Source organism: Microbacterium sp. NPDC056057 (genome assembly GCF_042266945.1).
In the GTDB taxonomy this organism is placed as follows: domain Bacteria; phylum Actinomycetota; class Actinomycetes; order Actinomycetales; family Microbacteriaceae; genus Microbacterium; species Microbacterium trichothecenolyticum_C.
The window spans coordinates 642,623-660,501 of sequence record NZ_JBHJWS010000003.1 but is presented as its reverse complement, the minus strand read 5'-3'; the positions used below and the strand labels follow the sequence as shown (position 1 = coordinate 660,501).

18 protein-coding genes are annotated in these 17,879 nt (G+C 69.7%); 12 read left to right on the top strand and 6 right to left on the bottom strand.

What is annotated here, in order from left to right:
* Window positions 1-62: 62 nt before the first annotated feature.
* The 4 genes from tatA (at window position 63) to lnt (ending at window position 5,244) form a co-directional block, all read left to right on the top strand.
* Window positions 63-308, top strand: a complete 246-nt coding sequence (tatA, locus tag ACFC1K_RS15010) for a Sec-independent protein translocase subunit TatA (protein ID WP_116193575.1) — start codon at window positions 63-65, stop codon at window positions 306-308.
* Between the two features lie 66 nt (window positions 309-374).
* Window positions 375-1,142 carry a twin-arginine translocase subunit TatC gene (gene tatC, locus ACFC1K_RS15005; protein ID WP_375872212.1) on the top strand — a complete coding sequence of 256 codons (768 nt, stop codon included), beginning with the start codon at window positions 375-377 and terminating at the stop codon, window positions 1,140-1,142.
* Window positions 1,139-3,637: a DEAD/DEAH box helicase gene (locus tag ACFC1K_RS15000; RefSeq protein ID WP_375872211.1), complete on the top strand. Its 2,499-nt coding sequence runs from the start codon at window positions 1,139-1,141 to the stop codon at window positions 3,635-3,637. Before tatC ends, ACFC1K_RS15000 begins: the two co-directional genes overlap by 4 nt.
* Window positions 3,638-3,687: 50 nt before the next feature.
* Entirely contained in the window at window positions 3,688-5,244 is a 1,557-nt protein-coding gene (lnt, locus tag ACFC1K_RS14995) for an apolipoprotein N-acyltransferase (RefSeq protein WP_375872210.1), read from the top strand.
* A 24-nt stretch (window positions 5,245-5,268) separates the two neighbouring features.
* Here the strand turns inward: lnt and ACFC1K_RS14990 are convergent, their stop codons facing one another.
* The 4 genes from ACFC1K_RS14990 to ACFC1K_RS14975 all read right to left on the bottom strand — a co-directional run bounded on the left by ACFC1K_RS14990 (window position 5,269) and on the right by ACFC1K_RS14975 (window position 8,071).
* On the bottom strand, window positions 5,269-5,652 hold the full coding sequence (locus tag ACFC1K_RS14990) for an RNA polymerase-binding protein RbpA (protein ID WP_310290648.1): 384 nt from the start codon (window positions 5,650-5,652) through the stop codon (window positions 5,269-5,271).
* Between the two features lie 126 nt (window positions 5,653-5,778).
* Window positions 5,779-6,567, bottom strand: coding sequence for a glycerophosphodiester phosphodiesterase family protein (locus ACFC1K_RS14985; protein WP_375872209.1), 789 nt, complete (start codon window positions 6,565-6,567; stop codon window positions 5,779-5,781).
* The gene (locus ACFC1K_RS14980) at window positions 6,564-7,580 is read right to left on the bottom strand and encodes an SPFH domain-containing protein (protein ID WP_375872208.1); all 1,017 of its coding nucleotides are present in this window, start codon (window positions 7,578-7,580) and stop codon (window positions 6,564-6,566) included. The genes ACFC1K_RS14985 and ACFC1K_RS14980 overlap by 4 nt, the downstream gene beginning before the upstream one ends.
* Complete coding sequence (locus ACFC1K_RS14975; RefSeq protein WP_310290653.1) at window positions 7,577-8,071, bottom strand: NfeD family protein; 495 nt, start codon at window positions 8,069-8,071, stop codon at window positions 7,577-7,579. The genes ACFC1K_RS14980 and ACFC1K_RS14975 overlap by 4 nt, the downstream gene beginning before the upstream one ends.
* Window positions 8,072-8,112: 41 nt before the next feature.
* Between ACFC1K_RS14975 and ACFC1K_RS14970 the strand changes: the two genes are divergently transcribed.
* Window positions 8,113-8,886: an SDR family oxidoreductase gene (locus tag ACFC1K_RS14970; RefSeq protein ID WP_375872207.1), complete on the top strand. Its 774-nt coding sequence runs from the start codon at window positions 8,113-8,115 to the stop codon at window positions 8,884-8,886.
* Between the two features lie 4 nt (window positions 8,887-8,890).
* The gene (locus ACFC1K_RS14965) at window positions 8,891-10,870 is read left to right on the top strand and encodes a prolyl oligopeptidase family serine peptidase (protein ID WP_375872206.1); all 1,980 of its coding nucleotides are present in this window, start codon (window positions 8,891-8,893) and stop codon (window positions 10,868-10,870) included.
* 68 nt (window positions 10,871-10,938) lie between these two features.
* Here ACFC1K_RS14965 and ACFC1K_RS14960 read toward each other — a convergent pair whose 3' ends face one another.
* Entirely contained in the window at window positions 10,939-11,496 is a 558-nt protein-coding gene (locus tag ACFC1K_RS14960) for an HdeD family acid-resistance protein (RefSeq protein WP_056367218.1), read from the bottom strand.
* Between the two features lie 186 nt (window positions 11,497-11,682).
* Between ACFC1K_RS14960 and ACFC1K_RS14955 the strand changes: the two genes are divergently transcribed.
* The 3 genes from ACFC1K_RS14955 to ACFC1K_RS14945 are packed head-to-tail and all read left to right on the top strand — an operon-like array spanning window position 11,683 to window position 13,267.
* Window positions 11,683-12,276 (top strand): sulfite oxidase-like oxidoreductase, encoded by a 594-nt coding sequence (locus tag ACFC1K_RS14955; RefSeq protein ID WP_082496893.1) that lies wholly within the window; start codon window positions 11,683-11,685, stop codon window positions 12,274-12,276.
* Complete coding sequence (locus tag ACFC1K_RS14950) at window positions 12,273-12,998, top strand: ferredoxin reductase (protein WP_375872205.1); 726 nt, start codon at window positions 12,273-12,275, stop codon at window positions 12,996-12,998. Before ACFC1K_RS14955 ends, ACFC1K_RS14950 begins: the two co-directional genes overlap by 4 nt.
* Window positions 12,998-13,267, top strand: a complete 270-nt coding sequence (locus ACFC1K_RS14945; protein WP_375872204.1) for a DUF6510 family protein — start codon at window positions 12,998-13,000, stop codon at window positions 13,265-13,267. The genes ACFC1K_RS14950 and ACFC1K_RS14945 overlap by 1 nt, the downstream gene beginning before the upstream one ends.
* 13 nt (window positions 13,268-13,280) lie before the next feature.
* Here the strand turns inward: ACFC1K_RS14945 and ACFC1K_RS14940 are convergent, their stop codons facing one another.
* Window positions 13,281-14,201, bottom strand: coding sequence for an AEC family transporter (locus tag ACFC1K_RS14940; RefSeq protein ID WP_310290666.1), 921 nt, complete (start codon window positions 14,199-14,201; stop codon window positions 13,281-13,283).
* An 89-nt stretch (window positions 14,202-14,290) separates the two neighbouring features.
* On the opposite strand from ACFC1K_RS14940, the gene ACFC1K_RS14935 reads away from it, so the two are divergent.
* From ACFC1K_RS14935 to ACFC1K_RS14925, 3 genes are all read left to right on the top strand, one after another.
* Window positions 14,291-14,740 (top strand): pyridoxamine 5'-phosphate oxidase family protein, encoded by a 450-nt coding sequence (locus tag ACFC1K_RS14935; protein WP_375872203.1) that lies wholly within the window; start codon window positions 14,291-14,293, stop codon window positions 14,738-14,740.
* A 116-nt stretch (window positions 14,741-14,856) separates the two neighbouring features.
* The gene (locus ACFC1K_RS14930) at window positions 14,857-16,284 is read left to right on the top strand and encodes an anaerobic C4-dicarboxylate transporter (RefSeq protein WP_375872202.1); all 1,428 of its coding nucleotides are present in this window, start codon (window positions 14,857-14,859) and stop codon (window positions 16,282-16,284) included.
* Window positions 16,285-16,339: 55 nt separating this feature from the next.
* Window positions 16,340-17,683 (top strand): M20/M25/M40 family metallo-hydrolase, encoded by a 1,344-nt coding sequence (locus ACFC1K_RS14925; RefSeq protein WP_375872201.1) that lies wholly within the window; start codon window positions 16,340-16,342, stop codon window positions 17,681-17,683.
* Window positions 17,684-17,879: the final 196 nt, after the last annotated feature.

Genomic DNA, 17,879 nt, shown 5'->3' with positions numbered 1-17,879 from the left:
GTCATGAGCCCTCGGCATCGGGTTACACTGGACGCACATCCGCACCGACAAGGAGATTCCGCATGGGCGCATTCGGATGGCCGCACCTTCTGATCATCCTCGCGGTGATCCTGCTCCTGTTCGGGGCTGCGAAACTGCCGGCTCTGGCCAAGAGCCTCGGTCAGTCCGCCCGGGTCTTCAAGGGCGAGATGAAGGCGATGAAGGAGGACGACTCCACGGCGAAGCCGAAGGCCGAGAACGTGGCGTCGGAGACCCCCAAGGCCGACACCCCCGCGAGCTCGAGCAGCACCGCAGACCCTTCATCCTGACCCACCGTGGTCACCACGGATCCCCCGCGCATCGAGGAGCCTGAGCAGCCTCGGCGCGATAAGCGCATGTCCCTCGGAGGGCACCTGCGCGAGCTGCGTCGGCGGTTCTTCATCGCTGCGGCCGGCCTCGTCGTCGGCATGGTCGTCGCCTTCCTCATCAGCGGCTGGGTCATCGATCTGCTGTCGCAGCCGATCGTCCAGATCGCGGGCGAGCGGGGCGACCAGTACATCGCGCTCAACTTCACGACCGTGTCGAGCGGTTTCGATCTGCACATGCGGATCGCGTTCGCGATCGGCCTGCTGATCTCGGCGCCGATCTGGCTGTGGCAGATCTGGGCGTTCATCATGCCCGGGCTGACCCGCAAAGAGGTCAGCTACACGGTCGGCTTCCTCGCCGCCGCGATCCCGCTGTTCATCGCCGGACTCTACGTCGGCTGGCTGATCATGCCGCACATGGTCGTCCTCATGGCCAACTTCGTGCCGAACGACCAGGGCATCGCACAGTTCTACGACTACGCCACGTACTACGACTTCGTCTTCAAACTGCTGCTCGTCATCGGGGTGTCGTTCGTGACGCCGGTCTTCCTGGTCGCGCTGAACCTGGCGGGCGTCGTGACAGGGCGCGGCATCCTGAAGGGCTGGCGCGTCGCCATCATCGTGATCACCGTGTTCGCCGCCGCCGCGACCCCCGCCGCCGACGTCACCTCGATGCTGCTGCTCGCGGGCATCCTGTGCGTGCTCTACTTCGCCGCGGTCGGCCTGTCGATGCTGTTCGACCGCCGCAAAGCCAAGCGCGACCGCGCAGCCGGCCTGCTTCCGCCCGAGGTCTCGTGAGCGAGCCCGCTCCCGCCGAACGCTACGCACGAGCGAGCGCATCGGCACGCCTCGATCGGACGCACCCGATCACGGCCGCCTTCGCCGCGTCCCAGCGATTCACGCTCGACCCGTTCCAGATCGAAGGATGCCGCGCCCTCGAAGAGGGCCGCAGCGTCCTGGTTGCCGCCCCCACCGGCGCCGGCAAGACGATCGTCGGCGAGTTCGCGGTGCATCTGGCGATGCGCGAGCCCGGCGACAAGGCGTTCTACACCACGCCGATGAAGGCGCTGTCGAACCAGAAGTTCCGCGAGCTCCAAGAGGTCTACGGCGAGGGCGAGGTCGGACTCCTCACCGGCGACACCAACATCAACGGCAACGCGCGCATCGTCGTCATGACGACCGAGGTGCTGCGCAACATGCTGTACGCCGACTCACCGGCGCTGCGCGGACTCCGCTACGTGGTCATGGACGAGGTGCACTACCTCGCCGACCGCTTCCGCGGCGCCGTGTGGGAGGAGGTCATCATCCACCTCGCGCCCAGCGTGCGGCTGATCTCGCTGTCGGCCACCGTCTCCAACGCCGAGGAGTTCGGTGACTGGCTCGACACCGTGCGCGGTGACACCGAAGTCATCGTCTCCGAGACCCGGCCCGTACCCCTCGAGCAGCACGTGCTCGTGCGCGGCGACCTGCTGCCGCTCTTCGACGACCGCGCCGGCATCGCGACGGCCCAGGTCAACCAGGAGCTCATGCGCATCCGCTCCTTCAAGGGCCAGAACTTCGAGCGCAATCATCGGGTGCAGGCGGCGAACAGTGCCCGGCAGGCGGGGTACGAGGCATCCCGTCGCCGTCCGAACCGCGGGGGCAAGCGGCCTGTGCGGTCCGCGAACGTGCAGCGGATCGAGCGCCTCGACCGCCCCGACGTCGTCGAGCTTCTCTCGCGCGCCAATCTGCTGCCCGCGATCTTCTTCATCTTCAGCCGGGCGGGCTGCGACGCCGCCGTGCAGCAGGTGCGCCGCGCCGGTGTGCGGCTGACCTCCCAGGACGAGCGTCGCGAGATCCGCGCGGTGATCGAGGAGCGCACGCGCACCCTCCTCGAAGAGGACCTCGCCGTACTGGGGTTCTGGGAGTGGCGCGAGAACCTCGAACGCGGCGTCGCCTCGCACCACGCGGGGCTCCTGCCGGCGTTCAAGGAGGTCGTCGAGGAGCTCTTCCAGCGCAAGCTCGTGAAGGTGGTGTTCGCCACCGAGACGCTCGCACTCGGCATCAACATGCCTGCGCGCACCGTCGTGCTCGAGAAGCTCGAGAAGTTCAACGGCGAAGCCCGAGTCGCCATCACGTCGGGGGAGTACACGCAGCTCACCGGCCGTGCCGGCCGTCGAGGCATCGACGTCGAGGGCCACGCGGTCATCCAGTGGACCGAGGGCCTCGACCCGCAGGCCGTGGCCGCCCTCGCCTCGCGTCGCACGTACCCGCTCAACTCGAGCTTCCGGCCGACGTACAACATGGCGGTCAACCTCATCGACCAGTTCGGCCGGGCCAAGGCGCGCGAGATCCTCGAGTCGTCGTTCGCCCAGTTCCAGGCCGACCGTGCGGTCGTCGGGCTCGCCCGGCAGGTCAAGGAGCAGGAGGAGTCGCTCGCCGGCTACGCGAAGGCGATGACGTGCGATCGCGGCGACTTCGCCGAGTACTCGCGCATCCGCCGTGAGCTGAGCGACGTCGAGAAGCTCAACCGCAAGGACGCCAACGCGTCGCGGCGCACGCGCGACGAGCGGCTGCGTCACATCGCGACGCTGCGCAAGCAGATGCAGCGGCATCCGTGCCATCAGTGCCCCGACCGCGAGCACCACGCGCGGTGGGCCGAGCGGTACTGGAAGCTCAAGCGCGAGGTCGACAAGCTGCGCCGCCAGATCGAGACGCGCACCGGCACCGTGGCGCGCATCTTCGACCGCGTCGTCGACGTGCTCGGCGCGCTCGAGTACGTGTCGATCGACGAAGCCGGCGCGACGGCGCTGACGCCCGCCGGCCGCACGATGCGCCGCATCTACGGCGAGCGGGACCTCCTCGTCGCCGAGTCGCTGCGCCGCGGCATCTGGAAGGACCTGGATGCCGCCTCCCTCGCGGCGCTGGCGTGCTCGCTCGTGTACGAGCCGAGGCGCGACGACGGCGGCCCGGGGGAGCGGGGGCTGCCGCGCGGCGCGTTCCGTCCGGCGTTCGAGGCGACGCTGTCGCTCTGGCAGGAGCTCGACGACCTCGAGCAGGAGCACCGGCTGCCCGGCACCGAGCCGGTGTCGGCCGGTCTCGCGCAGGCCATGCACACGTGGGCCCGCGGCGGCATGCTCGACCGCGTGCTGATCGAGGCCGATATGGCCGCCGGCGACTTCGTGCGCTGGTCGAAGCAGACCATCGACCTGCTCGACCAGCTGTCGATCGTCGCCGATCAGCCGATCGCGGGCACGGCTCGCAAGGCGTTGGATGCGGTGCGCCGCGGCATCGTCGCGTACTCCGGCGTCTAGCGGCGCCGACGCGGCTCAGGATCGCCGTTCCGCTCGCTTAGGCTGATCCCGTGCCACCTCGCCCGATCTTCCCGCTGTGGGCGGCGGTTCCCCTCTCGGTGCTGGCCGGAGTGCTGTTCGACCTGGCCTTCCCGTCGGTCGCGTGGTGGCCGATGGCGTTCGTGTCGGTGGCTCTGGCGCTCGTGACGCTGATCGGGCGCCGGGCGGGCGGAGCGTTCCTGACGGGGCTCGCCTACGGTCTCGCGTTCTATCTGCTCAACGTCGACTTCACCGCCGAGTGGGTGGGCCCGCTTCCGTGGCTCGCGCTCTCGGTCCTCGAGGCGCTGTTCGTCGCGGGCGGCGCCGTGCTCATCTCGCTGGCCTATCGCTGGGTGCCGCAGGTCGTTCCCCGCCGCGGGCGGATTGTGCTGACCGCGGTGCTGGTCGCGGGGCTGTGGACCGCGAAGGAGGCGGTGATCGGCGGCTTCCCCTACGGCGGATTCCCCTGGGGGCGCGTCGGCACCTCCCAGGTGAACGGCCCGTTCGCCGAGGTCGTCTCGTGGACCGGCACCGCGGGGCTCACCTTCCTCATCGTCGCGATCGTCGCCGCCGCAGTGGAACTCGTGCGGTCTCCGCGGCGGGCGCGGGGTGGCGGCATCCGTCCACTCCTCCCGGTCGCGGTGCTCGCCATCGTCGCCACCGCGCTCGTGGTCGTCCCCGCGTGGGCGACGACGCCTGCGGGCACGATGCGCGTCGCGAGCGTGCAGGGCAACGGCCCCGCCGGCTACTTCGACGAGCGGGCGGCCGGAGACATCCTGGAATCCCAGTACGAGGCCACGAGGCCGCTCTTCGGCGCCGAGGACGTCGACGTCGTGCTGTGGCCGGAGGGGAGCGTCGACGTCGATCCCGACGCGTCGCCTGTCGTCGCCGCCGCCCTCGACCGCGTGGCCAGGCAGGTGGGCGCGCCGCTGATCGCCAACCGCATCGACAAGCGCGGCGAGGAGTACTTCAACATGTCGTTCCTCTGGCGCGAGGGCACCGGCATCGAGCAGACGTACGACAAGCGCAACCCGGTGCCGTTCGGCGAGTACGTTCCCGACCGGGAGTTCTACGCGTCGATCGCCCCCGACCTCATCGGGATGATCGGCCGCGACTACACGCCCGGCACGACGCCTCCGGTGTTCGACGTCGACGGCACCGTCGTCGGGCTCGCCATCTGCTTCGACGTCATCTACGACGCGCTCGTGTGGGAGGGCGCTCGCGACGGCGCGCGCGTGTACCTCTTCCAGACCAACAACGCCGACTTCCGGGGCACCGACGAGAACCTGCAGCAGCTCGCCGTCGCCCGACTGCGCGCGATCGAGACCGGGCGCTCCGTCGTCAACCTGTCGACGGTCGGCACGAGTCAGGTGATCGCGCCCGACGGATCCACGATCGACGGACTCCCTGCCGACGAACCGGGGCACATGCTCACCGACGTGCCCCTCCGGACGGGTCTCACGCCCGCCGTCATCATCGGGCCGTGGCTGAACGCGCTCGTGGCGTGGGGGAGCGTCATCGTGCTCGCCGGGCTCGGCATCATCGCGCGTCGGCGCTCCCGCGGGCACGCGAAAACGCCGGCCCCGTAGGGCCGGCGTCGCGCGAATCGTGGATCAGGCGCTGAGCTTGTCCACCGTGACGGCCTCGCCGGCGCCACGGCGGGCGCGGACGTAGGCGAGACGCTCCTCGAGCAGCTCTTCGAGCTCGGGGATCGTGCGGCGCTCCAGGAGCATGTCCCAGTGGCTGCGGGGTACCTTGTCGCCGGAGTGGTCGACGGTGGCGGTGCCGTCACCCACGCGCAGCAGCGCCTCGGCGCCGCACGTGCGGCACTCCCAGGCCGGCGGAACCTCGGCGTCGGCCGCGAAGGTCAAAGTCGTGTCACGTCCACACGTGGAACATGTGTAGATGTGCTGTGCGCGCTCATGGAACACGACGCCCTCTTCGCTCTGTAGGCTCTGGGCGCCGAGTCGGATGCCGCGCAGACTGCGGTCTGCCATTTTGTGGTCCTCTCGTCGCTGTATAGGTATAACGAAGTGACCTGAGCGGATCATCCGAAGGGGCCCTGTTCATCGACCTTTCACAGTGGATGCACAGCGGAGGATGAGTCCGGCCACCGTCGCGTGTTATCGGAGTGCGGCGAGCGCGATGTCCGCGCGGTCCGTGACGATGCCGTCGACACCCATCTCGACCAGCCGGACCATGTCGTCGGGGGCGTTGACGGTCCACACATGCACCTCGACGCCGTGCCGGTGCGCCGCCGCGATGAGCCGCGGCGTGACGATGCGCAGGCGGCCCTGTCGCTCGGGGATCTGGAGCGCGTCGACGCCCGCCAGAGCCCGCGCGACCAGCCGATCCGAGCGCGCCGAGACGGCGGCCAGCACGCGTCCGATGGTGCCGCGGCCACCGGAGGTGGCGGGACGGATGCTGCGCCCCGACGCCTCGCCCACGGCCCGAGCCGCGCCCAGCGCGGCGCGTCGCCGTTCGTCGGAGAAGCTCGTCACCAGCACCCGGTCGGCGAACGGCGCGATCGCGGTGCCGACGGCGGTCGCCGCATCCGTCGCCTTCACGTCGAGGTTGAACCTCACGGTCGGGAACGAGTTCAGGGCCTGTGCGAGCGTGATGAGCCCGCCCCGCGCGGCCATCAGGTGCTCGAGCTCGCGCACCGTCACGTCGGCGATCTTGCGCGGGTCGCCGGTCACGCGCGACAGGTCGTCGTCGTGGAACAGGACGACGACACCGTCCGAGGTGCGGTGACAGTCCGACTCGACGTAGTGGGCGCCCGCCGAGTGCGCTGCGGCGACCGCGGCGAAGGAGTTCTCGACGATGCCGCTGCGCGCGGCATCGGGCGTGACCAGGCCCCGGTGGGCGAGGACGCGCGGCGTCGCGAGTCCCTCGAACCAGGGGTGGGTCACGGGGTGGGCGGGGTGACCGCGGGCGGCGCACCGCCGATCGCGGGACCGCCGGACGCGGGTCCTCCAGCGGCGGGGCCGCCTGGGGTGGACGCGCGACCCTTGGCTGCAGCATCCGTCATCACACCGGCGAAGGAGCCCGTCAGACCCTTGAGCGCTTCGGTGAACTCGCTCGGGATGATCCAGAGCTTGCTCGATGCGCTGTCGGCGATCTTCGGGAGCGTCTGCAGATACTGGTAGGCCAGCAGCTTGTCGTCGGGGTTGCCGGTGTGGATCGCGTCGAAGACGGTCTGGATCGCCTCGGCCTCGCCCTGTGCGCGCAGCACCGCGGCCTGCTTGTCGCCTTCGGCCTTGAGGATCTCAGCCTGCCGGCGGCCCTCGGCCTCGAGGATCTGCGACTGCTTCGACCCCTCCGCGGTGAGGATCGTCGCTCGGCGCTCACGCTCGGCGCGCATCTGCTTCTCCATCGAGTCCTGGATGGAGTGCGGCGGGTCGATGGCCTTGAGCTCGACGCGCGACACGCGCAGGCCCCACTTGCCGGTCGCCTCGTCGAGGACGACGCGCAGCTGACCGTTGATGTTGTCGCGACTCGTCAGCGCCTCTTCGAGGTTCAGGCCGCCGACGACGTTGCGGAGAGTCGTGGTGGTCAGCTGCTCCACCGCGCTGAGGTAGTTGGCGATCTCGTACGTCGCCGCGCGGGCGTCGGTGACCTGGAAGTACACGACGGTGTCGATGGACACCACGAGGTTGTCCTCGGTGATCACCGGCTGCGGCGGGAACGAGACGACCTGCTCCCGCATGTCCATGAGCGGCCGCAGCCGATCGATGAAGGGCACGAGGAGATTCAGACCCGGGGCGAGCGTCTTGTGATACCGGCCGAGTCGCTCGACGATGCCGGCCGTCGCCTGCGGGATGATCCGGATGGACCGGAAGATGACGACCAGCACGAAGATGAAGACCGCGATCGCGAGGATCCACCCGATCGCCGTCGGGATGGCCGAGGTGAAGTCGTTCATGCGAGCCGATCCTCCGGTGCGGGGGCGAGGGGTTCAGGGGAGTCGGAGCGGACGACCGCCGTCGCGCCCTCGATGCGGCTGACGCGCACTCGCGTGCCGGGCTCGAGGTCTCCGGACTCGGTGCGTGCGGTCCACACGTCGCCGTTGGCGAGCTTGACCTGGCCGCCGTGCGCGCCGACGGATGAGACGACCGTGCCGCCCAGTCCGATGAGGGCGTCGACGTTCGACGGCGTCGGATCCTCGCCGCGGCGCAGTCGCCGCAGCAGCGGCGGACGCAGCACGAGGACGAGGATCGCTGCAACCGCGGCTGCGATGATCACCTGCAGCCAGATCGGCGCGCCGAGCAGGTCGGCGATGAGGCCCGCGATGCCGCCGATGGCCAGCATGAGGAACGTGAAACCGAGCGTGAGCATCTCGATCACGAGGAACACCAGGATCAGCACCAGCCAGCCGATCCATGCCCATTGTTCGATGGCCTCGATGAGCTCCACGGTAGCCTCCTCAGTCCGAACCTAGCAGGTAGGGTCTACACGTGACTGACACTCTGACCCCGCTTCCCGAGAGCTCGCTGAGCGGCAAGACCGCACTCGTCACGGGCTCGTCCAGAGGCATCGGCGCCGACACGGCCCGGTACCTCGCCCAGGCCGGCGCGAACGTCGTCATCAACTACCGCAACAAGGCTCCGCGGGCCGAGAAGCTCGCCGGCGAGCTGCGCGAGCTGGGCGTCCAGGTGCTGGTGGTCGGCGCCGACCTCACCGATCCCGCATCGGTCCAGGCGATGTTCGACGAGGTCGCGAACACGTTCGGCTCGCTCGACATCCTCGTGCTCAACGCGTCGGGCGGCATGGAGTCGGGCATGGCCGAGGACTACGCGCTCCTGCTCAACCGCGACGCGCAGGTGAACGTGCTCGAGACCGCGCTGCCCCTGCTCGGCGACGGCTCGCGCGTCGTCTTCGTCACGAGCCACCAGGCCCACTTCATCCGCACGACCCCGACGATGCCCGAGTACGAGCCGGTCGCGCTCTCCAAGCGCGCCGGCGAGGACGCCCTGCGCGAGCGCATCCCCGCGCTCACCGAGCGCGGCGTCGAGTTCGTCGTCGTCTCCGGCGACATGATCGAGGGCACCATCACGGCGACGTTGCTGGAGCGGGCCAACCCGGGCGCGATCGCCGCCCGCCGTGAGGATGCGGGCAAGCTCTACAACGTGTCGGAGTTCGCCGCCGAGGTCGCGCAGGCCACGCTCGACCCGGTGCCGGCGGACAACACCCGTCTCGTCGGCGACGTCTCGTCGTTCGGGACGGACTGACCCGATGAAGGCGAACGACATCGAGACGCTCGTCTCGGTCGGGCGTCCCGAGATCGCCGCCGACGGCTCGTTCGCCGTCTTCGCGACCTCGCGCCCCGACATCGCTGCCAACCGCAACGTCGGCCAGGTCTGGCGCGTCGATCTGCCCGACGGCACGCCGCGCCGCCTCACGCGCGGCACCGCCGACGGCGCCCCCAAGCTCTCTTCCGACGCCACGCGCATCGCGTTCGTCCGCGGCGACGCCAAGGGCAAGCCGCAGGTGCACGTGGTCGCCGCGGCCGGCGGCGAGCCGGTGCAGGCGACCGACGCGGTGCTGGGCGTCGAGGACTTCGCCTGGTCGCCGGACGGTGCGACCATCGCGTTCGTCGCGCGCGTGCCCGAGAAGGGCCGCTACGGCAGCGTGGAGGGATTGGATGCTGCGGCCGAGGCGCCGCGGCACATCACCGGTGTGCGGTGGCATGCGAACGGCCTCGGCTACATCGGCGACCGGCCCGCCCACGTCTTCGTGATCGCCGCGCCCACTGTGGACGCCGAGCCGTTCTACGAGCCGGCATCGGCGGTGCGCCCCGATGACGAGACGCCGCCCAAGAAGACGCTGGTCGCCGCGGAGGCGCGACAGCTGACGGAGGGCACGGCATCCCACGGCGGGGTCGTCTTCACGGCCGACGGACGCGAGATCCTCACCGTTCCCGACGAGATCGAGTCCGAGCGCCGCGATCTGCGCGACCGTCTCATCGCCCTCGCGATGGACGGTTCCGGGCAGCGTGAGGTGCTGGGAACCGACACCGGCATCGCGATCTACGAGGCGGTCGTCGCCCCTGACGGCACGATCGCCCTCCTCGCGCACGAGGTCGGCGACGGCGTGGACTTCATCGCCCCCGGCGTCGGACTGTGGCTCGTGGAGGACGGTGGTGCGCGTCGCATCACCGATGCCGACGAACTGAACCTCGGCGACGGGCACCTGCGGGTGGACGGCGACGGCTTCCTCGTGCAGGACGCCGCGCGCGGCCGCGTGCGACTGCTGCGGGTCACGCGCGACGGCGAGGTCGCCGAGCTCCTCGGCGGCGATGTCGAGGTCGGCGGTCACGCCACCGGCGGCGGCCGCATCGTGGCAGCGGTGTCGCAGCCCGACTCGTTCGGCGAGCTCGTGCTCCTCGAGGACGGTGCCACGCGGACGCTGACCTCGTTCGGGGCTCGGGCCGCAGCATCCGGAATCGCCCTCCCGCGGGAGCTGACGGTCACCGGGCGCGACGGATACCCGGTGCACGGATGGGTCGCGACGCCTGAGGGCGAGGGACCGTTCCCGGTCATCCTGCAGATCCACGGCGGACCCTTCGCCTCGTACGGCGTGCACCTGTTCGACGAGACGCAGGTGCTCGTCGATGCGGGATACGCCGTCGTCTACTCCAACCCCCGCGGATCCGCGGGCTACGGACGGGCGCACGGGCGCAGCATCCGTCAGCAGATGGGCACGGTCGACTTCGCCGACATCATCGACTTCCTCGAAGGGGCGATCGCGGATGACGCCCGCCTGGACGGCGACCGTGTCGGCGTCCAGGGCGGCTCGTACGGCGGATACCTCACGGCGTGGGTCATCGCGCACGACCACCGGTTCGCGGGTGCGATCGTGGAGCGCGGCTTCCTCGAGCCGCTCTCGTTCCAGGGCACGAGCGACATCGGCTCGTTCTTCGGCGACGAGTACGTGGGCGTCTCGATCGAGGACATCGCGCGTCAGAGCCCGATGGCCGTCGTCGGCCAGGTGACGACGCCGACGCTGGTGATGCACTCGGAACTCGACTTCCGGTGCCCGCTCGAGCAGGCGACGCGGTACTACTCGGCGCTCAAGCGCCAGGGGACCGAGGCCGAGCTTCTGGTGTTCCCCGGTGAGAACCACGAGCTCACGCGCGCCGGTCAGCCGCGGCACCGCGTCCAGCGCTTCGATGCGGTGCTGGACTGGTGGAACCGGCACCTGCCGGTGGGCTGAACCGAGCACAGACACGAGTCGGCCCCGGGAGCGGAAGCTCCCGGGGCCGACGACGTTTCAGGCGCGGATCAGATGTCGCCCTTGAAGGTGAAGGCGCGGACGACGTTGATGATGCCGAGCACGACGAGCGAGATGCCGAGGATCCACCAGAGGATCGCGACGCCCCAGACCGGCGCGAAGAGCACGACGATACCGGCGATGATGCTCAGGATGGCGAAGAAGATCGACCAGCCCTTCGACGACGCGTCGCCCAGCGTCGACAGCGCGACGATGCCTTCGACGATCCACATGATTCCGATGAGGATGCCGAGGAACAGCGCGAGCCACGCGGTGGTCTGACCCAGGTTGAAGAGGGCCACGACGCCGGCGATGATGAACAGGATGCCGAGGGCGATGTGGCCGACGCGGGCCCAGCCGCCCTTGGTCTTCGAGAAGATCCCGAGACCGGCGTAGACCAGTCCGGCGGCGATCGCGTAGATCGCGATGATCGCCGTGATGACGGCGGCGGTCTTGCCCGGCCAGACCAGGATCAGGATGCCGACGATGATGGCGAGGACGCCGCCGACGCCGAGCGCCGTGCGGATTCCGTTGACGGCCGACTTCTCGGCTTCGGATGCAGTGGACATGAGGGGCCTTTCTGAGAGTTCCCTGTACGTGGTGCGGCTAAAGCTTAGACCCCACATCGAACTTGCAAGCGACCGTGAACGTGTGTTGCCCGATGCCCATCGCCTCCGCGGGTCGCGGCGCGCTACCGTGAGCGTGCGTGACCGTGAGCGTGCGCGCCCGGCGCGGCGTGCAGGAGGAGGGTTTCGATGGCCGTCGTGTCGAGAGGGTTCGGAGCGCGTCGCCGCGAGAGCGATCCGCGGCTGCCGCCCGGGCAGTACCTGACGGAGGATTTCCCGGTGCTGTCGGCCGGTCCGACGCCGCGGATCGAGCAGGATGACTGGCGCTTCGGCATCCGCACCGAAGGCGGCGACGCGGTCTCATGGACGTGGGACGAGTTCATGGCCCTGCCGATCGAGGACGTCGACACCGACATCCACTGCGTGACGCGGTGGTCGAAGCTGGGCACGTCCTGGCGCGGCGTGTCGCTGGACACCCTGCTCGACACGGTCGAGACCGACGCCGAGTTCGCCATGGCGCACTCCTACGGCGGCTACACGACCAACGTGCCCATGGAGGACCTGCTCGGCGGCAAGGCGTGGGTCGCGTTCGAGTTCGAGGGCGAGCCGCTCGACCCCGAGCACGGTGGGCCGGCGCGGCTGCTCGTGCCGCACCTGTACTTCTGGAAGAGCGCGAAATGGGTGCGCGGGCTCACCCTCATGCAGGACGACGAGCCCGGATTCTGGGAGCAGAACGGCTACAACATGCACGGCGATCCGTGGACCGAGGAGCGGTATTGGTGACGGTCGGCGGCTGGCGGCCGGGCCGCGTCCTCGAGGCGCTGCCCGCGACACCGTCGGCGCGCATCCTGCGGCTCCAGGTGCCGGGCTGGCCGGGCAGCACGGCGGGTCAGCACGTCGACATCCGGCTCACCGCGGAAGACGGCTACCAGGCGGTGCGGTCGTACTCGCTCGGGTCGTACGGCCCCGCCGAGACGATCGAGCTGGCGGTCGACGAGATCCCCGACGGCGAGGTGTCGCCGTATCTGGTCGAGGACGTGCTGCCCGGCGACGAGCTCGAGGTCAAGGGACCCCTCGGAGGCTACTTCGTGTGGCGACCGGGGGGAGAGGCGCCCGTGCAGCTCATCGCCGGCGGCTCGGGAATCGTGCCGCTGATGGCGATGGTGCGGGCTGCGACGGATGCCGGGGCGGCAGCATCCGTCCGGCTGCTCTACTCCGTCCGCACCGAGCATGACGCGATATATCGCGATGAACTGGCGGGACTGACCGGCGACGGGGGAGTGGGGGTCACGTGGCGGTACACCCGCGCGGCGCCCGACGGCTGGACGGATCCGGTCGGGCGGCTGGACGACGACGCACTGCGCGCGGCGACCTGGGAGCCGGGGCAGGAGCCGATCGTGTACGTGTGCGGACCCACGGGGTTCGTCGAGCACGTCGCCGACGCGCTCGTCGGGTTGGGTCATGAGCCCGCCCGGATCAGGACCGAACGCTTCGGAGGTGCATGATGCGTGCCGAGAACGCCGCGAGCGTCGTCGACGGGAACGCGGCGGCGGGGATGCTGTGGGACGTGTTCGGCGTGGACGTCACCGCGCTGATCGGCGTCTGCGGCGGGTGTGGTGACGCCTCGCCGTTCGCCGAGGCCGTCGTCGAGATCGACGAGACGGTGGCGATCGTCCGTTGCCGTTCCTGCACGCACACGCTCTTCACCGTGCTGCGCGACGGGGAGGGGATGCGGCTCGTGCTGGGCATGCTGCACGAGATCGCGCGGCCGTAGCCCGGGAGGCGTGTCAGCCGAGCAGCAGGGTGACGAGGATCAGCACCGGGACGCAGCCGATCGTCGTGAGGAACACGGTGTCGCGCGAGATCGTCTCGCCCACGTCGTACCGCTGCGAGTAGTTGAACACGTTCTGCGCCGTCGGCAGCGCGGCGAGCACCGTCACGATGAGCACGTCATGCGCAGAAAGGCCGAAGACGAACTCGGCGACCGCCCAGGCGATCACCGGCATGGCGATGAGCTTCAAGGTCGTCGCGAGGACGATGTCGCGTCGGCGCCCAGATGCGCCGAGCACGCGCTGCCCGTGCAGCGAGATGCCGTAGGCGATCAGGAGGATCGGCACGCAGGCGTTCGCGATGAGCATCGCCGGCTCCATCACGACGGGCGGCAGCTCGATCCCCAGCACCGAGACGAGCGTGCCCAAGACGGAGCCGACCACGATCGGATTGGTCGCCACCCTGACCACGGCGCGCCAGAGCGATGCGCGCGCGGTGGTGACGGCATCCAGGATCGCCATCGTGATGGGGGTGAACACCAGCAGCTGCATGAGGATCACCGGCGCCGGATACGCGGCGCTGCCGAGGAGATACAGCGACAGCGGGATGCCGATGTTGTTCGAGTTGACCTGACCCGCGCTGAGCGCGCCGATCACGGTCTCGCCGACGGAACGCCGCCAGAGGAGACGGGCGACGACCGCATAGACGAGGATGACCGCCACGGCCGCGATCGCCGACACCGGAAGGAGCGCCGAGAACAGCGTGTGGACGTCGGCCTGCGCGAGGACGACGAACAGCAGGAACGGCGAGAGCACGAAGAAGGTCAGGCGCGCGAGCACCGGCCGTGCGTGCTCGCCGAGCAGGTCGATGCGCCCGAGGATCCATCCCACCAGGATCGCCACGCCCACCACCACGAACCCGATGAGCGACTCCAGCATGCTTCGAGCCTAGGAAATCGTTCTCTGGGGAGCGAATCGCGCGTCACCGTCTGACAGACTGACACCCGCCGAGACCAAGGGAGCAACGGATGCCTGAACCCCGTGACCGCATGACCCGCAAGGCCGACCTGCTCACGGCGTTGACGGCTCCGGCGGCCGATGTGTGGGTGGCGACGGCATCTCCCGAGGCGGCGCCGCATCTCGTGCCGCTGTCGCTCGCGTGGATCGGAGACCGGGCCGTCATCGCGCTGGACGGCGGTTCGGTGACGGCGCGCAACCTCGGTGCGTCCGGGGTCGCGCGACTCGCGGTCGGCCCGACGCGCGACGTGGCGATGCTCGACGTCGTGCTCGAGCGGTCGGCGGGCGTGGACGACGACGCATCGCTCGGCGAGGCCTACGCGGCGCAGGCCGACTGGGACCCGCGCGGGGTTCCCGGCTACGTGTTCCTCGTGCTGCGGCCGACGCGCATCCAGGCGTGGCGCGAGTCGAACGAGCTGGCCGGCCGCGTGCTCATGCGGGACGGGGACTGGACCGTCTGACCCGAGCGGGTCGCGGTGGGGCGGGAGTGACGGAAGTCACTTCCTGCGAATCTCTCGACGCCGGTGCCGCGCGTCGCTATCGTCGGCGCTAAGCGGAAGTCGACTCGGGGGTTTCGATGGAGACAGTGATCGTCATCCTGCAGGCCTGCGTGGTGATCGGCGCGATCGTCATGGGCGTGCGCACCGGCGGGATCGGACTCGGGCTCTGGGGCGTCGTCGGCACCGCGATCCTGGTCTTCGTCTTCCGGCTCGAGCCGGGCTCGCCTCCGGTGGACGCGTTCTTCATCATCATCGCGGTGATCACCGCGTCATCCGCGATGCAGGCCGCCGGCGGCATCGACTACCTCGTGGCGATCGCCTCGAAGATCATCCAGCGCAATCCCGCGCGCCTGACCTTCGTCGCGCCGCTCGTCGCGTTCGTGTTCACCGTGCTCTCGGGCACGTCGAACATCTTCTTCGCGCTGATCCCGGTGATCTACGAGACCGCCTACCGCAACGGGCAGCGGCCCGAGCGTGCACTCGCGGCGTCGACGGTCACCTCCGGCCTCGGCATCACCGCGAGCCCGGTGTCGGCGGCGATGGCGGCGTATCTCGTGCTCATGGACGGCACGGGGTACGGACTGCCGCAGATCCTGGCGGTCACGGTGCCGGCGGCGATCGTCGCGTGCATCGCGACCTCGTTCGTGCAGCAGCGGATCGGCAAGAACCTGCTCGATGACCCGGTGTTCCTCAAGCGCGTCGAACAGGGGGACGTCGAGGTGCCTGCCCCGCTCAGGGCCGCCTACGCCGCGAAGGTCGGCGGCGGCGCGGAGGCCGGGACGTCGAGCGCGGGCGCTTCCGCCGGGGGAGCGGTCGAGAAGGTGGAGCCCGTCGATCACCCCGTGCCTCCGGGTGGGGCGACGGCGGCGTGGATCTTCATCGCCGGCACGCTGCTGGTCGTGACGCTCGGCCTGTTCCCGTCGCTGCGCCCGGCATTCCCGAACGACGAGGGCGAGCTCGTGCCGATCGGGATGTCGCCGGTCATCGAGATGGTGATGTTCACGGTCGCCCTCGTGATCATCCTCGTGCGCAAGGTCAAGCCGTCCCTCGTGGTCGAGCAGCCGCTGCTGCGTGCCGGATATGTCGCCGCTGTCGCTCTCTTCGGCATCGCGTGGATGGCCGACACCTTCATCTCGGCGAACGAGGAGACGATCATCGAGCCGCTCGGCAAGATGATCGAGTCCAACCCGCTGCTGCTGGCCGTCGCGCTCTTCCTCGTCTGCGGCCTCACCACCAGCCAGTCCGCGACGACGAACACCCTCATCCCGATCGCGCTTGCCGCCGGGCTCGCGCCGGGAGTGATCACGGCGATGTGGCCGTCTCTCATCGGCGTCTGGCTGTTCCCGGCCAACGGCTCGCAGATCGCGTCGGTCGAGACCGACCAGACCGGCTCGACGAAGCTCACCCAGGTCCCCGTCTGGCACTCCTTCACGATCCCGATGCTGGTGTCGTGGGTGGCCGTCGTCGCCTCGGGCCTGCTCATCCAGCTCATCATCCCGGCCTGAACCCGGCCGGGGACCACCGGCGTCTGAGCGCGTCCGCGCGCGGAGAGGGGCAAGCATGTCCGACACGAACGAGACCGCGGAGGGCGCCGCCGCGCTCATGCCCGAAGTGATCGAACGACTCGAGACCCTGGTGCGGATCCCGTCCGTAGCCTTCCCGGGCTTCGATCCCGAGCCCGTTCACGAGATGGGCCGGGCCGTGGTCGAGCTCTTCGAAGCCGCCGGTGCGACCGGTGTGTCGCTCGTCGAGGTCCCCGACGGGTATCCCTGTGTGTTCGCGGATCTCCCCGGACCCGACGGCGCGCCGACGGTGCTGCTCTACGCCCACTACGACGTGCAGCCGGCGCCCGAGAGTCAGCGCTGGTCCACCCCGCCGTTCGAGCCGGTCACGAAGGAGGACGGGCGCATCTACGGCCGCGGCGCCGCCGACGACAAATCGGGGCTCGTCATCCACTACGCGACCCTCAGGCTGCTCGGCACCGACCGCCCGTGCCGCGTGAAGATCCTCGTCGAGGGGGAGGAGGAGACGATCTCGCACCTCGAGGCCTTCGTCGAGGCGAACCCCGAGAAGTTCGCGGCCGACGCGTACGTCATCGCCGACATCGGCCCGCAGGCGCCGGGCAGGCCGGGACTCACCACGGCGCTCCGCGGCGATGTCGCATGCACCGTCACGGTGCGGACGCTCGCGAACCCGGTGCATTCAGGGGAGTTCGGGGGAGCGGCGCCCGACGCCCTCACCGCGATGATCCGCATCCTCGACACGCTGCACGATCAGAACGGCGACACGGTGATCCCGGGCGTCGACAGCGGCCACTGGGATGGCGCGGAGATGGACGAGGACGTGTACCGGGGCGGCTCGGCGATCCTTCCGGGCGTCGAGTTCCTCGGGACGGGTTCGCTGTCGGACCGCATCTGGGCGAAGCCTTCTGTCACCGTCCTGGGCATGGATCTGCCGAACACGACCGAGGCGTCGAACGTGCTGCTCAACGAGGTGAAGGCGAAGCTGTCGATGCGCATCATCCCGGGCTCCGACGGCGACGCCCAGCTGGAGGCGCTCATGGCGCACCTCCGCTCACAGCGGCCGTGGAACGCCGAAGTGATCGTCGAGAAGGTCAAGGTGGGGCATCCGTTCGCCGTCGACGAGTCGCACCCGGCGATCGTCGCCGCGGAGGACGCGTTGCGCGAGGCGTACGGTGCCGACGTGGAGTCCATCGGCAGCGGCGCATCCATCCCGCTCGTGGCGTCGTTCAAGAAGATCGCTCCCGACGCGGCCATCGTGCTGTGGGGCGCCGAGGACACCGCCCTCGCGCGCATCCATGCGTCCGACGAATCGGTCGACCCGAAGGAGATCGAACGGATGATCGTCGCCCAGACGCTGTTCATCCGCGAATTCGCCGGATGACGACGGATGCGGCGACCCGCGGCGCGCGACGGAACTACAGCGGTGTAACACGGTCAGGGAAAGTCATCCGGTTGACTCTGCGGTGCTGTGCGGCGAATTCATCCGCGAGCAGGGAGCGCGTGGGCGAACTTCTGTGATGAACCCCTTCTGAGAACCCCTTCTGGCGTGGGGGCCCGGAAGGGGTTCCGTTCGCCCT